Here is a 16143-nt window from a genome sequence, read left to right on the forward strand (position 1 = left end):
TTAGAATGAACAATTAATTCCAAACACAATCGTACGCAGTGGTGGCATTACCGCACCCAACGCACCATTACCTATACCTGCAGGACCGCCCTGGATGGTTGTTTCGGGATCGTACAGGTATTTGTTTTTGGAGAACAGGAATAAATTCTGTCCCTGTACAGAAACGGTACAATCGGACATCTTTAACCGTTTTATCCATGCCTTCGGAACCATGTAGGCAAGGCTGGCCGAACGTAGTTTTGCAAACGAGGCATCGCCCCAGGTAAGGTCGGAAGCGGAATAATTGAAATCGGATCCGGATGTTTTAAAAGCAGGATACATGGCCTCATCGCCGGCCTTCATCCAGCGATTCAGCACGGAGGTGTTTTGATTCGACAATCCACCAACCGGTACGGGTGAAGGGAACAGGTTGGTTCTGCCCTTTCGGTGATTGAATCGTAAGGTAAAGTCCAGCTGGAAATTCTTATAACTAACAGTGTTTGTCAACCCACCGTAATAAGGATTACCCATGGGCATTACATAACGATCGCCGGCACTCGTAATGGAGCCGCTGCCATCTTTATCTTCATACTTAGCCACACCTGTAGTTGGATCTATACCCTGAAAATGATACAACTGTGCTACATTGACCGGCTTACCTACAATATAAGAAGATGCGTAAAAAGAATTTTCCAAACCAGGCCATTTCACCAGTTTATTCCGGTTGAATGTAACATTTAAAGCTGTTCTCCATTCCAGGTCTTTCGTTTTTATATTCGTGGTGCGCAGGTCCAGCTCAACCCCGGTATTGGTAATAACCGCTGGTATATTTACCGTTTTGGAATTGACACCCGTTTGTGTGGGCATTGCGATCGATGAGATCTGGTTGCCGGAGCGGGTTTGATAATAGTTCGCCGTTAACAGGATGCGGTCTCTTAAAAAGCCCAGGTCAATCCCAATATCATATTTCCTGCGCGATTCCCATTTAATATTATCATTCAGCAGCACCGGTTGCGGATTCAGGGTACCATTACCCAATAATGGCGTACTGGCGTTATACAAATTCAGGTACAGGTAATTCGAGATCTGGTCGTTACCGGAGGTACCAATGCTTCCGCGCAGTTTTCCGAATGAAAGAACAGAAAGGTTATTTCTTGCAAACGCTTCTTCAGAGAATACCCAGGCCGCGCCCACAGAACCGAAATTATTAAACCGGTTAGCCGGGGCAAAACGGGAAGAACCATCGCGCCGGAAATTGGCGTTTACAATATACCTGCCTTTGTAGTCGTAAGTTAACCGGCCAAAGCCTGCTGCATATTTATAGCGCTGCATGTTGTTGTAAAGAACCTGCAGTGTGCCGGCAGCCACCATACTACCCAACAATGCTTCACTGGAATAATTGCTTGCATAAATCGAATATCCATCTGCCGTATTACTTTGAAAGCTGGCGCCTGCCAACGCCGACAATTTACCTTCACCCAGCTTGCGGGTATAATCGATGGTAGGTTCTATGATGTAGTTACCTGCTTTATTGTCGGCAAAATAAGCATAGCTGCCACTCGTACTGGCTGGCGCATCTGAAGAATAGGGATTCGCTTTCTTCTGGTCCAGATCAGTTTTTGTATAACCGAGATTAGCTTTCAGGTTCAAACCCGGCAGTAACGTATACCGGAGGGTAAGATTCCCAATGAGGTTATCGCTGTTACCCTTATAGGTTTTCTTTAAACGGCCCAGCGGATTGGTAAAACCACTGTACCAATATAAAGTACCATCCGGATTGTATAAAGGCAGGTTGGGTGGCAGGTTGTAGGCGGAAGAAATATCGTCCCATAATAAATTGGTTACATCATTGGCATACGACACCATTACCCCGATATTGAACTTATTATCCAGGCTGGTGTGATCTGCGTTCAGACGGAAAGAAAGCCGTTTTGCTTCGTTATTACCGGGGAAAACGGTAGTTTCCCGATGATAAGCCGAATTAAATAAGAAGCGGGTGCCGCCAGATCCGCCAGAGATGGCAACCTGGGCATCGGTGGTGTGTGCAGTTCCACCAATCAGGAATTTTTGCCAGTCGGTGCCCTTGGTGGTGTCCCATACCATCAGATCGGGGGCATTGGCAGCGGTAGGTGTTTGATTGCTGTTGGCAAATGCTTCGCGACGCATAGCCAGGTATTGCTGCAGGTTCAGCATGGGTATAAACCGCGATACCTTACCTGTTCCCTGGTAAAAACTGGCATTCACGGCTGTTTTACCGGCCTTCCCTTTTTTGGTAGTGATGATGATCACGCCATTGGCGCCGCGTGACCCATAAATAGAAGTAGCATCGGCATCTTTCAACACATCAATACGTTCAATATCATTTGGGTTTATTAAACTAAACGGACTAACCCCGCCATTGGCGCCTGAGGTACCAAAGGCATTCAGGTTATCAGTAGCTGGTGAGCCGCCATTAAAATTGGTAAAGGGAACGCCATCGATAATAAACAATGGCACCTCGCCCTGTGACAACGAGCCCTGCCCCCTGATCTGAATTTTTACCGCACTGCCGGGCATGCCATTGTCCTGCGCTATAACAGCACCACTTATCCGGCCTGGTAAGGCTGCGAGCGGATTGGCCACCGGTTGTTTGGAAATATCCTGCGAAGTAACAGAGCTTACCGCACCGGTGCTTTTTCTTAAAGAAGTGGTGCCATAGGCAATTACCACCGTTTCATCGAGCAATGATTTTTTGGCTTTCAGGAAAATGGGCTGCAGGCTGGCAGTCATTCCCGGAGATACTTTTATTTCCCTGGTCTCAAAGCCAACAAACGATATCACCAGGATGTCGCCTTCATTCGCATTAATAGAAAATAAACCCTGGTTATTGGTCATGCCGTTTATACCGGTGCCCTTGATAATAACCGTAGCACCATTTAACGGCGTGGCGTCATCCGCCATAATGCGGCCCCTGACGGGATCACCATATAACTGATTGCCGGCCTGCCTTACCATTGGCGCCGGGGCCGGCCTGGGTTTTATAATAATGTACTTATTGTCTTCAATGGTGTAGGTGATAGCCTGGTTGCGAAAACAAAGATTGAGCACATCTGTAAGCGTGCTATTGGTAACCTGCATATCAACCGGCGTAGTTTTTTCCAGCATGGATTTACCATAGATAAATACATACCCGGTTTGCTTTTCAATTTCGCGGAACACCTGCGCCAGCGGCGCATGTTGCACCCTGATGGAAACATTCTGCGAAAATCCCCTTGCACTTACCTGTAAAAATGCAACAGTCAGAAAAATAAACGTCAGTTTCATTACACACAAAAATTTTTTCCCTACTGAAAATTTTCTGGTTTTGAACCGGTGTCCCTTTTGGACTGGCCAACTTTTCTCATACCCACCTTCGCTTGTGCTATGGTGAGCAAACCCGCCTTCGCTGAAGCTACGGCGGGTAACAGCAGTTTTTTGCATACTTTTGCCTTGGTTTGAGTGAATAAATATCCATTCCCGTTCGATCGCTATCGAGGGATGGCTATAGTCGTCGCAGACTATTCAATTATGTTACTCAAACCTGTCAGCCAGCAATGTTCGCAGCATCGCTGGCTTTTTTGTTTAAGTAACTTTCATTTCTTCATGGCAATACCGTGATCCTGTTACCGTCGATCTTAAAGTGCACCAATGTAGTGAGCTCCAGGTACCTGAGCACTTTCGACACCGGTACATTGCGGGGAATGCTTGCAGTAAATCCCTCCTGAGTGGGCCTGCCTGCAAACGTCACTTCCACATTATACCAGCGACTTATTTGTTTCATTATGGCTTCAATGCGTTGTTCGCGGAAGATGAACTGGCCGGTTGTCCAGGCCATTGTTGATTCTAAGTCAGGCGAATGGTCAATGGTGAGTGGTGAGTTCCCGATTTTGTCGGGATGCCGGGAATCGGCAGGCTCAGTGGTGAGTGGGCTCACTAACATAATGGCCTGCTCACCTGGTTTTAAAATTGCCGATTGCCAGCCTGCCCCGGCTTGTCGGGGATTGCCTGCCCGTCCCGACTTGTCGGGAATTGCCGAATTCACCTTCACTCTTCCTTCCAGCAATGTTGTCTTTATAGTTTCTTCATCTTTATATGCATTCACATTAAAATGGGTGCCCAGTACTTCAATATCCTGAGCGCCTGTTTTTACATGAAATGGTTTGGCAGGGTCCTTCGCCACCTCGAAATAAGCTTCGCCTTCAATCTCTACCTTTCTTTCATTACCGGTAAAAGCCGTTGGGTAACGAATGGAAGAGGCGGCATTCAACCAAACTTTACTTCCATCGGGTAGTATCAGTTTATATTCCCCGCCCCTGGGCGTTGACAACATATTGTATGTAATTGTCAATTGCCCATTGTCTGTTGTCGGTTGATATTTCAAGCCTTCCTCCTCTTTCATCACCTGCGCATTGCCTTGCTTTGTCAGCAACCCATTGGCTGCGCTGTCGAGCACAATCTGTTGTCCATTGCCAAGAGTTAACATGGCTTTCTGTCCGCCTGGCTGCACATCGTTTTTATACGTGCCGGATGTAGTTGCGATGGAAACAGTGTTGCTTTTCTTATTAAGCAACATATAGCCGGCCATACCAACGGTTAACAAACAGGCTGCGGCCGCCACCCAACGCCAATTGCGCCGCATAGTTACCAGCCGGCCCGGCATGGCGGGTTCCACCTCTTTATCAACGGACAAAATCCGTTGCAGGGAGGCCTGCATGGTTTCGGTATCAACGGCCCCATCTGTTGCCGGTTCTTTTTCCATCATCTCCTTCAATACGTCGATCAATTCGCTTTCTTCATGCCGGCCAAGCAATTGCAACAGTTCAACCTGTTGTTGAGCCGTCAATTCATCATTCATATATTGCCCTATCAAAAACCTGATAGCATCTTTTTGCATAACATTGATTTAGGCATCATTCTTTGGTAAGATGCAGCTATTGGAAAAACGTACTATTGAAAAAGAAATAATTGTTAAAAAAACATTTTCAGCACCACCAGAAGGCTGATGGTATGCCCGGCCGCACCCAGGTGCTGACGGATGTCTTTCAGGGCAGCCACCAGTGAATTCTTTACGGTAGTTACTGATAATGAGAGTGCTTCGGCAATAGCGGCGGGTTTAAGTCCCTGCTCCCGGCTCATGCGGTAAATGCGCTGGCGTTGGGGTGGCATATTATTAACGGCCTGTGTTACCAGCCGGTTTATCTCAGCTAACTGCGTAGCATCCAGCGGCGTATCCGATTCCCGGTCGCTTTCCCGGATCTGCATGGCAGCTAATTTTTTGCGATGATTCAGTTCAGTTCTGATAGCATGTAAACACTGGCGGGAGGCAATGGTAAAGATCCAGGCTTGCAGGTTTTCTACTCCGGGGAGCTGGTCCCGGTTCAGCCATACGCGCAGAAAGGTCTCCTGCAGCATCTCTTCCGTTTTGTCTGCAGAATGCGTAAACTTCAATATAAAAGGACGTAATAAAGGATAATACCGGTTGAACAGGCTGGCGAAAGCCTCTTCGTCACCGTCTGCTATCCGCATACACAAATCTTTCTCCATTATAGTTCTCAGTTCTCAGTTCAAAAGTTTAAAGGTCAAGGTCTTCAGCTTCTGGTTAATAGTATGGAGTCAGTGTTTCTATGCGAAAGTTATTAAGTTCTTAGATTCTGAGTTTATTAGTTTTTAGTTTGTTAGTTTAAGGTTCAGAGTTCTCTGTTCCTGGTTCTATGTTCTGAATTTCTGGTTACGGCTTTTCTACTTCTACATTCGATATTCAATATTCGATATTTCTTTCTCCCTTCCTAATTTCTCTGTTTCTAATTTTTCATTTTTAATTTCCCTACCCCTGATTTTTCATAATAATCAGGTTTGCAATAAGGCCTGTCCAGCCGGTTTGGTGCGAGGCGCCAAGGCCGCGGCCGTTATCGCCATGAAAATATTCATGGAATAAGATGTAATCCCTGAAATGCGGATCGTTCTGAAATTTGGGATGCGAACCCAATACGGGCCGTTTGCCTTCTTTATTCCGCAGGAAGATGCTTAACAACCGGCATGCGATCTCATTGCCTACCTGCTTTAATGTAAACAAATTGCCGGATGCGGTTGGATATTCTATTTTAAAATCATCGCTGTAGTAGTAATGATATTTACGCAAACTTTCGATCAACAGGAAATTCATGGGCATCCAAACCGGTCCGCGCCAATTGGAGTTGCCACCAAACATGGCGCTGTCGCTGTCACCCGGCACATACGGTACGCTGGATGGCACCCCATTTATATTTATAGTATAGGGGTGTTTGGCATATTCTTTCGACAACGAGCGGATGCCATAATCACTCAGGAAAGCAGTTTCATCGAGCATATGGCTCAACAGTCTTTTCATCCGATGACCGCCCAGTAAACCAAGCAGGTGCGTATCCTGTTTACCTTCTTCGTACCAGCGCGATACCAGCAAGGCCAGGTCGGGCCGGTGACGCAGGAACCAGTTCATCCGTTCGGCAAATACCGGGTTATTGTCCAGTGTTTCGCGGGTGATCACTTCTACAGCAAACAGCGGGATCAGTCCCACCATACTTTTTACTTTCAACTTTACGATCTGGCTGTTTTTTACGCGTACCTGGTCGTAAAAGAATTCATCTTCTTCATCCCATAAACCGGTATTGTTCTTTCCCATGCTGGCCATGGCGCCGGCGATGTACAGGAAGTGCTCAAAAAACTTGGTAGCCATTCCTGTATAAGCTTTATTGTAAGTGGCCAGTTCCAGCGAAATGTGCAGCATATTCAACGCATAGGTAGCCATCCAGCTGGTGCCATCGGCCTGTTCGGCATGTGCGCCTTCGGGTAATGGTCCGCTTCTGTCGAACACGCCGATATTATCCAATCCCAGGAAACCACCTTCAAAGATGTTGTTGCCTTCCTTGTCTTTCCGGTTCACCCACCAGGTGAAGTTGATAAGCAGTTTATGAAAAAGCGATTCCAGGAAAGTATAGTCCTTCACGCCTTTTGCTTTTGCATCCATCCTGAAGATCCTGAACACCGCGCCCGCATGAATAGGCGGATTGGCATCACCCAACGACCATTCATAAGCAGGCAACATGCCGGAGGGATGCATGTACCATTCCTCGGTGAGCAATTGTAATTGCTGTTTGGCAAAATCCGGGTCAACCAGGCCAAGCGTAACGCAATGAAAACCGAGGTCCCAGGCCGCATACCAGGGAAACTCCCATTTGTCGGGCACGGAGATAATATCTTCGTTATTGAGTTGCTTCCAGTCGCTATTACGTCCCTGCCAGCGATCAGCCGGTGGTGTAGGAGTAGCAGGATCTCCATCGAGCCACTGCTGCACCTTATACGAATAGAATTGTTTATTCCACAACATACCGGCTATGGCCTGCCGGAAGATAAGCTTTTCATCATCTGAAGAAATGCCTTTTTGCAGCTCTTCATAAAATGCATCGGCTTCCGCTATGCGTTGGTTAAACAGGGCGTCAAAGATGGCATCGAAATCGTCGAACGCATTGGGCGCATGCTGATCGCTCAAACGCAGCCGGATGCATTTGGATGAACCGCCGGGAATGGTAAGCTCATAATTAATTGCCGCCTTGGTGCCCATCATGGCGGGGTTCACCGTTTTTTTACCATGGATCAGGAAATCACCGATCCCGTCTTTGGGATATTGTTGTTTATCGTCGTTGTTATATAACCGCACACTATTGGTTTCGTTCTCGCAGAACAACATGGTGCCGGCTCCCTCAAAATACAGGGAGGATACTTCCAGCCGTTCGTGGTCGATGCGGATGGCGTGATCGCCGTTCTTATATAAAGTGGGTTTATAATCGTGACGGCCCCAGGCCCAGGTATTGCGAAACCAAACAGTAGGTAATACATGCAAACTGGCAGCTTCCTTACCGCGGTTATGAATGGTTATTTTTATAAGGATATCATCGGTGCCGGCCTTGGCATATTCAACAAACACATCGAAGTATTTATCTTCATCGAAAAGGCCGGTATCAATTATTTCGAACTCCGGGTCCTGGCGGCTGCGCCGGCCATTTTCCTGCACCAGCCATTCGTAAGGGTACTCCTGCTGCGGGTACTTGTACAACATTTTCATGTATGAATGGGTGGGTGTGGCATCCAGGTAATAGTAGATCTCTTTTACATCCTCACCATGATTGCCCTGTTGGTTGTTCAACCCAAACAAACGTTCTTTCAGGATGGTATCTCTTTTATTCCATAATGCCAGGGAAAAACACAACAACTGTTTATCATCGCAAATACCGGCAATGCCTTCCTCTCCCCAGCGCCAGGCTTTGCTGCGGGCCATATCATGGGTAGTATAATTCCAGGCGTCGCCGTTGGCGCTGTAATCTTCCCGAACAGTGCCCCATTGTCTGTCTGATACGTACGAACCCCATCTTTTCCAGCTGGGGTCCTGTAACCGTTGTTGTTCTGCGTTCATTTTGTATGATTTCCGCCAACAAATGTAAAGCAAAACCGGGGTTACAACTTACAATTAATAGTAAGCAAAAAGGTTGTTCCGGACTGACTAAAGTGGGAGCCATCGTACGTGGCAATGTGGTAGCGGCCGTTAAAGGTTACGGCATTTATATTCCGTTTAAAGGCAACGGGATCGTTCAGAATTTGTTGTCCGTAACTGTTCAATGGTTTCAACACATATTCCGGCAATACATTGAAGATATTATTTACGGCGAAGGATACGCCCAGCCAGCGGGTGCATTGATAACCCAGGTTTGCATCGGTTACCAGTTTGGTTTTAAAAACCATTTTTATATTCCTGTCCAGCCCCGCACTGCGAAAGGTAGCCGGGCCAAACAAGGTATTGTTGACATTAACACTCAATTTACCCAGCGAAAGATCACTGCCCAGAATGGTTTTGAATTTTGGCCGGCTTGTTAACAACAAGGCTTCCTGCATATAATCAAAAACCTGTTGTCCTGCTTCTTCAATTAACTTGGGATTGGCTACCACACCCAGCAACTTATTGGCCAGGGTATAATTACCGGCGAGGTTAATGGTTAAGTGGCCGGCATCGAATACGCGGATATTTTTCCAGGTAGCCACCAGGTCGAGCCCCTGCGTATTGGTGCTGATGCCATTGGTAAAAAAACTAACGCCAATGATGCCATTGGCGGTTAAGACCGTATCGAGTTCGGTATTGTTATCGGCAGTATGTGAAATATCCGAACTTAAAATGATCCGGTCTTTTATATTGATATTATAATAATCGAGGGTAATACTGAAATTTCGCGCCGGGCGTAGCCCGATACCGGCGGTAAAATTCTGCGAACGCTCCGGTTTCAGTGCCGGTACGCCCAATACCTGGGCCTGCATACTTTTGTTACTCACCACCCCTTTTGTTTGCACGCCCATCCCGGGGGTAAAGATCTGTTGTACGATCTGCAGGTTTACCTGTTGCAAACCAGGGGCGCGAAAGCCGGTTGATAAGGAGGACCGAACGGATAATTTATCGCCCAGTAATTTTTTTCTGCCGCTGACCTTCCATACAAATGCGCCGCCAAAATCATTGTAATATTCCTGCCGGGCGGTGGCATTCAACAGCATGGATTTCGAAACATCGTAACTCACATCCAGGTAACCGCCCATATTGAACCGGTTAGCCGTGTTGGCGTTAATGTTAGCAATACCCGAAAACGAAACAGGCCCCGCGCCCACGCTGGATGCCCTGTCGCCGGCAATAATGGTAAAAGTCTCATTCCGGAATTCGGTTCCGAATGCAATAACCAGGTGTTCATTGATGGTATGGGTAAGATCGATATTTCCCACGATGTGATGAAAACCATAGCCACCAGGCCTGAAGGTGGTGGGGCTTTGCGCCCCCAGCGCGGGGTTCCAGGTATTGTCAACTGAATATAATTGTTTGTTGCCGCCAATGGTAGCGCTTACATCGGTTGTCCAGCTTGCTTTCTCCTGTTTAAAACCGAGGGTAGCGTTATAGTCGTTCAGGTCGCCGGCAAAGGTTGGACCAAATCCCAGGTAAGTTTCGGCCGTATCGTGCAATAAATAGTAAGGATCCTGTTTCCAGTATGCAGTACGATAATTGGCATAACTCTGAATGTTCTTGTACACATAGGCCGCATTCGCATAAAAGGTAGCGTTATCATTTACCGGTATGCCTGTATTCACCAGGAAGCGGGCGGCCGTAATGGCCGGCGTGCCATTCACATTGCGGGCATCCGGAAACTGCGCCAGGTAAGCTTTTACTTTCTCTAACCCCGCAGCGGTGCCATCACCCAGATCGATGTTATCCTGTTCAGCATCTACTTTACCCGGCCGGTTGGTGCGGCTTTCTTTTTGAAAGCTGATGGTATAGTTGGCAAAACCTTTCTTACCGATGTTTACGCCGCTGTTAATGCTGTTACCAATGGAAAACCCATCGCCTTTACTGGTAATGCCGGTGTTTGCTTTGAAACTGGTATATTCAAAACGGTCTTTCAAAATAATGTTCATTACACCGGCAATGGCATCTGACCCATATTGAGCCGATGCGCCATCGCGCAGGATCTCCACCCGTTTTATGGCTTCCACCGGGATGGCCGAGAGATCCGTTTCCGTTTCACCACGCCCGGGAGATGTTTGTATGTACACCAACGATCCGGGGTTCTTTCTTTTTCCGTTTATTAAGATCAAGGTACGGCATGGGCCCATATTCCTGATCTCGTAGGGATCAGACAGCGAAGTGGCATCATGCACGGGCATATTCACGGTATTGAAAGAAGGCGCGCGGTATTGCAATGCTTTATCAAGCGTTAACTGACCGGTACTGATGAGATCGGCGCCATTGATATTATCTACCGGCAGCGAGGTATTGGTAAACGTGCGCTGGCTGGCACGACTGCCCACCGCCACCACTACCCCACTGAGATCGGTAATGGTACTGTTCAGTATTATATTTTTGAAAGTTTCAAGGTGCTCGATTTTAACAGATGCAATATAACTGCTATACCCAACGCTGCTGAAATACACCTTCTGAAGACCTTCTTCCAACAGGATCGAATAGTTCCCCTGCGCATCGGTCACGGTTCCTTTATCTGCACCAATTGCAATAACGGAAACGCCCGGCACCGGTTCGTTTTTTTCATTGCGAACAGAGCCATGCAATAATCGCAGCTTTTCAGCCGGCATGTTTTCTTTCTTATCTGTTGGGATAGGAACTTCTGAAATGATGATCTGGGTGGGCGATACTTTTTTATAGGTAAGTCCCAATGGGGTCAGCAGTGTGCTCAGGGCTTTATCGGGATTGTTACAACCAGCAGTATCGGGGGTCACTTTCCGGTTTTGCACCAGTTGCTCCCGGTACAAAATGCTTACGCGGAATTTCTTTTCTAACGCGGCAATTACGTCTTTTAAGGGTTGAGGGTTAGGGGCAATTCGCTGCCCTTGCACGGCAAATACCATGCACGTGGATAAAATACATGCAATAAGCCATTTTTTAAAAAGGCTTTTTCTCATAATCAATATACGCTGAATGCTTAATGCTCCTGACGTTTTGCGCTCCGCGTTGGACGTTTGAGTTATATTTTGGTTTTGCGTTTAGCGTTTAGCTTATTCAATAATAACCTGGTTTCCTTCCCTCGTAACGGTTGTGTGCAATAATTCACCCAACACCTGCAACATCACCTGTTCATTTTGTAATTCCAGGGTACCTGAAACTACCTGTGTAGCCAGTTCAGGTCTTTTTATAATGAAATTGAACCCAAAATATTCCTTCAAAGTTTCACATACATCCTGTACTGTCGCCTTTTCGAACCGGTATTTCTTTTCCAGCCAGGCTGTGAAAAGCATTGGATTCGCGGCACGGGCGGTTATTTTTCCCTGCGCTGCCGAATACTCACAATACTCGTTAGGATGCATAATGGTAGCGGCATTACCGGCCGGAACACTAAACCGCACTTTTCCTTTTTGCAGCAATACACCGGTTGTATTGTTAATGGTCTTTACGTTGAACTCGGTTCCCAGCACTTCTATCACTGCGTTGCCGGCATAAACAGTAAAGGGTTGCGCCCCGCCGGCATTTTCAAGATGGCGCACTTTAAAAAAGGCTTCGCCCGTTATCCACACCTCCCGGTTGCCGCCTGTGCGGTTGCTGTTGAACCGGATAGAGGAATTGGCATTCAGCACCACTTCTGAACTATCAGGCAACCATACCGTTTTAGTAGCTGCATATGGTGTTGAAATATATGTATACGCAGGTTTCCTTACATAATACAATACCAGGGTACCAATCAGCAGTGCAGCTATTACTGCCGCTGCTTTCAGCCACCAGCGCCCTTGTTGCTTTGGTTGCAATGGAATTGCCTGTTCATTTGCAACCGTATTGTCGATCCGTTGTTTCAGGTTGCTGTAAAATTCATCAGCTACCGTTTCCTTTTTAAATTCAAGGGTACGGATTATATCAATAGCTTTTTGCGCTGCTTCCTTTTTTGCAGAACCGGCATTCATCCATTTCGTCCAGGCCTGGTTGTTTTCCCCTTCGGGATCCAACACCCAATTGATAAATGATTCGTCTTTAAGGAAATCATCTATTTTGTATTGAGAGTATTTATCCATTATTCGTTGTTTCTTAACTGTTAAAAGCAGTTACAGGTTTCAGGTTGCAGGTTTCAGGGGGAAGGCCGTAAAATTGTATTCCCTGTACCCTGAAACTTGTAACATCTAATTACTTCACCAATCCCACGCAACAATGTTCCATTCTTCCCCATCAGGCGCTGTATACTCATGTATCGTTTCAAACCCTACCCGTTTATGCGCATTCAGCGAACGCTGGTTACGCGTTGCGATCTCTGTTATGGCAAAATCGTACCGGTCTTTAAAATAGTTTTTATACGCTGCATAACAGGCATCGAAGATGCCCTGACCACGATAACCGGCCGCTACACATACCTGCCCTACCACGATATAGTTATAGTCAGCAATCTTTTTATGTTTATAGGTCAGCTCTTCAAACATCTCGAACATGGGCATCAGAATGGGAACATCAAACCGCGAACGAACGGTCATAGCCAGTAAATAGGCAATAACACGGTCCTCGTCTTTTGCTATCACATGCGCCTCCAGTTCATTCATTTTTTCCAGGTCGGCAAAACTATGCGATACCGTAACAAAACCCTGTGCGGCTATTTCATCGGCCGATAATTCCAGCGCCAGGTTTTGTTTCTGCAGCGTCAGGATCTGCTCCAGCTCTTCTTTCGTTTTTGACCTTGTATAAATCATAAGCTTAAGGCTTAACGCTTGCTCGCGTACAGACTGCCTGGCCTTCGTGCCGAACCTTCGCGAATTTTCGGAAAACAAGGCGGCCTGGCCGTTTCGGAGTTTTGCATTCAGCGTTAAGCATTTTGCGTTAAGCGTTTTTAAAGGAAGGCTGACCTTAGGCCAGCCCCCTTGTTTTCAGGCAATCTACAACTTAAAATTCAGCGTGGCCAAAAACGTTGTTCCCAGCTGGCTGAAATGCGATCCATCATAAGTTACCATGCTATATCTTCCGTTGAATGTAATGGCATTGACATTCTGCTTCACCTTGGCAGGATCGCTTAAAATAGCGTCGCCATTGCTGTTCAATGCCTTTAATTTCCATTCCGGTGTTATATTGAATATATTATTAACTGCTATTGATGCATTTACCCGGCTGCTGAACTGGTAACCGATATTCAGGTCGGTCAACACCTTGGTTTGAAACTCCAGTTTCAGGTTTTTATCCAGCCCATCGTTGTGGAAGGTGGTGGGACCAAACAGTGTATTGTTCAACAGGAAATCCCATTTACCAAGTACCAGATCGCCACCCAATACCGCTTTGTATTTGGGCCGGCTTGTTGTTAACAGGGCTATCTGAATATCATCGATAGTACTTTGTCCGGCATCGCTGATCAACTTGGGATTGGTAACATTACCCGTTAACTCATTAGCCAGGGTATAGTTACCTGCCAGGTTAATGGTGAGCTTGCCTACATTACCTACCGGGATATTTTTATAGTTGGCCACCACATCAATGCCTTCGGTTTTGGTATGGATGCCATTGGTAAAGAAGCTTACGCCTACAATGCCATTGTTCCGCAACACGTCGTCCAGTTCGGTATTGCCCGCAGCCGTATTGGTGATGTTGGAACTGAGGATAATGCGGTCTTTTATATCAATGTGATAATAATCTACCGTAACACTCAGGTTCTTTGTTGGGTTAAAGCCAAAGCCTGCAGTAAAGTTTACTGACTTCTCCGGTTTTAAAGCAGGTACGCCTAACAAATGCGCCTGTGGACTTTTATTACTTACAATACCCTTGGTTTGAATGCCCTGTCCGGGTACAAAACTTTGCTGGGCTATCTGCAGGTTGATCTGGTGTAAACTGGGCGCCCTGAAACCGGTTGAAACAGAAGAACGAATGGTGAGTTTATCACCGGCCACTTTGGCCCGGCCGCTGATCTTCCAAACAAAGGCGCTCCCAAAATCACTATAATATTCCTGCCGCACGGTGCCATTTACCAGTAATGCTTTGGTGATATCATAACTCAGATCGAAGTAACCACCGATATTGAAACGATTCACCTTGATGGCGTTTATTTCATTTACGCCGGGGAATGAGTTGGCGCCCTCGCCGGTATAGGAGGCGGTATCGCCCGCAAAGATCTGGAAGTTCTCGCTGCGGAACTCACTGCCAAACGCCACGTTCAGTTTATCCGTTACTTCTTTGCTGATATCGATATTTCCCACTACATGGTTAAACGCAAAACCACCGGGTTTGAACCGGATAGGGCTTTTTGCCCCAAGCGAATGGTTCACGGTGTTTTCTACGGTATATAATTGTTTATTGCCGCCGGTAGTAAAGCTAATGTCGTGCGTCCAGCCGCTTTTAATTGTTTTAAAACCAACCGTAGCGTTATAGTCGTTTAAGTCGCCTTCAAAGGTGGGGCCATAACCCAGGTATTCGGTACCGGCTGCATGCAGCAGGCCATAATCCTGCTTCCAGTACGGCGTACGATAGTTGGCAAAGCTTTGCACCTTCTTGTATACATACGCCGCATTGGCATAGAAGTCGGTGTTTTCACTTACAGGAATACCTGCATTTATCAGGAATTTGGCAGCCGTGCTGGTAGGTGTACCGCTGATATTTTTTGCATCGGGGAAACGCGCCAGGTATTTTTTTACCTCTACCAAACTGGCGGCAGTACCGTCGCTGAGGTCGTTATTGTCGCCTTCGGCATCTACCGTGCCCGACCGGTTGGTTTTGTTCTCCCGTTGAAAATTGATGGTGTAATTGATAAATCCTTTGCTGCCAATATTGGCGCCGCCATTCAAACTGGTTAAAATAGAAAATCCATCGCCTTTGTGGGTGACGCCGCTGGCTATTTTGAAATTGGTATAATCGAAGCGGTCTTTCAAAATCACGTTCATTACCCCGGCTATGGCATCGGAACCATATTGGGCAGAAGCGCCATCGCGCAGGATCTCTACCCGTTTGATGGCTTCGGTAGGAATGGCCGACAAATCGGCGCCGGTTTCCCCACGGCCGGGCGAAGTTTGAATATAAACCAGGGCGCTGGGGTTCTTACGCTTGCCATTCACCAGGATCAACGTTCTGCTGGGGCCCATGTTCCTGATCTCATATGGATCGAGCAATGAGGTAGCATCATTCACCGGCGTGTTTACTGTATTGAAAGAAGGTACGCGTAATTGCAGGGCTTTATCAAACGACAATTGCCCGGCACTTTGCAGCTCAGAGGCATTGATATTATCAACCGGCAATGGTGTGGTGGTGAAGGTTCGTTGCGAAGCGCGGCTGCCTACAGCTACCACTACTTCGCTGAGGTCGGCGATGGCAAATTGCAGTGCTACATCGCGGGTAACAGTGGTATTGTCGATCTTAACCGTCATAGAATATGGGTTAAACCCTACACTGGTGATAACCACTTTGTAAGTGCCTGAAGGTAAAGAAAGGCGGTAAGTTCCCGTTGAATCGGTTGCCGTACCGCCTTTATTACCGCCAACAACAATGGATGCATTGCCCAGCGGCTCTCCACTTTCGCTCGTTATCTTACCTTTTAAAATTCCCTGCGCGGTGGCCATATTGTTCAGCAGAAGTAGCATAGCTACCGCCTGCATGGCATATAGTAATTTTCTCATGTGACTGAT

Annotated in this window: 8 protein-coding genes; all 8 read right to left on the reverse strand. The window is 46.9% G+C overall.

What is annotated here, in order from left to right:
- The gene (locus NIAKO_RS16865) at positions 1-3282 is read right to left on the reverse strand and encodes a SusC/RagA family TonB-linked outer membrane protein (RefSeq protein WP_165761249.1); all 3282 of its coding nucleotides are present in this window, start codon (positions 3280-3282) and stop codon (positions 1-3) included.
- Between the two features lie 316 nt (positions 3283-3598).
- Positions 3599-4891 (reverse strand): FecR family protein, encoded by a 1293-nt coding sequence (locus NIAKO_RS16870; protein WP_014219646.1) that lies wholly within the window; start codon positions 4889-4891, stop codon positions 3599-3601.
- A 74-nt stretch (positions 4892-4965) separates the two neighbouring features.
- On the reverse strand, positions 4966-5541 hold the full coding sequence (locus tag NIAKO_RS16875; RefSeq protein WP_014219647.1) for an RNA polymerase sigma-70 factor: 576 nt from the start codon (positions 5539-5541) through the stop codon (positions 4966-4968).
- Between the two features lie 280 nt (positions 5542-5821).
- Entirely contained in the window at positions 5822-8443 is a 2622-nt protein-coding gene (locus tag NIAKO_RS16880) for an MGH1-like glycoside hydrolase domain-containing protein (protein ID WP_014219648.1), read from the reverse strand.
- A 41-nt stretch (positions 8444-8484) separates the two neighbouring features.
- Complete coding sequence (locus tag NIAKO_RS16885; RefSeq protein ID WP_280513747.1) at positions 8485-11475, reverse strand: TonB-dependent receptor plug domain-containing protein; 2991 nt, start codon at positions 11473-11475, stop codon at positions 8485-8487.
- A 93-nt stretch (positions 11476-11568) separates the two neighbouring features.
- Positions 11569-12573 carry a FecR family protein gene (locus NIAKO_RS16890; RefSeq protein WP_014219650.1) on the reverse strand — a complete coding sequence of 335 codons (1005 nt, stop codon included), beginning with the start codon at positions 12571-12573 and terminating at the stop codon, positions 11569-11571.
- Positions 12574-12687: 114 nt separating this feature from the next.
- Positions 12688-13236, reverse strand: coding sequence for a GNAT family N-acetyltransferase (locus NIAKO_RS16895; protein WP_014219651.1), 549 nt, complete (start codon positions 13234-13236; stop codon positions 12688-12690).
- 183 nt (positions 13237-13419) lie between these two features.
- A complete protein-coding gene (locus NIAKO_RS16900) occupies positions 13420-16134 on the reverse strand; it encodes a TonB-dependent receptor (protein WP_014219652.1) in 2715 nt (904 codons plus the stop codon).
- Between the last annotated feature and the right edge of the window lie 9 nt (positions 16135-16143).

This window comes from Niastella koreensis GR20-10 (genome assembly GCF_000246855.1).
GTDB lineage: Bacteria > Bacteroidota > Bacteroidia > Chitinophagales > Chitinophagaceae > Niastella > Niastella koreensis.

Excerpts from the sequence above, each read along its gene's own strand:
- NIAKO_RS16865 (WP_165761249.1), bottom strand. The coding sequence starts at position 3,282 with ATGAAACTGACGTTTATTTTTCTGACTGTTGCATTTTTACAGGTAAGT.
- NIAKO_RS16870 (WP_014219646.1), bottom strand. The coding sequence starts at position 4,891 with ATGCAAAAAGATGCTATCAGGTTTTTGATAGGGCAATATATGAATGAT.
- NIAKO_RS16875 (WP_014219647.1), bottom strand. The coding sequence starts at position 5,541 with ATGGAGAAAGATTTGTGTATGCGGATAGCAGACGGTGACGAAGAGGCT.
- NIAKO_RS16880 (WP_014219648.1), bottom strand. The coding sequence starts at position 8,443 with ATGAACGCAGAACAACAACGGTTACAGGACCCCAGCTGGAAAAGATGG.
- NIAKO_RS16885 (WP_280513747.1), bottom strand. The coding sequence starts at position 11,475 with ATGAGAAAAAGCCTTTTTAAAAAATGGCTTATTGCATGTATTTTATCC.
- NIAKO_RS16890 (WP_014219650.1), bottom strand. The coding sequence starts at position 12,573 with ATGGATAAATACTCTCAATACAAAATAGATGATTTCCTTAAAGACGAA.
- NIAKO_RS16895 (WP_014219651.1), bottom strand. The coding sequence starts at position 13,236 with ATGATTTATACAAGGTCAAAAACGAAAGAAGAGCTGGAGCAGATCCTG.
- NIAKO_RS16900 (WP_014219652.1), bottom strand. The coding sequence starts at position 16,134 with ATGAGAAAATTACTATATGCCATGCAGGCGGTAGCTATGCTACTTCTG.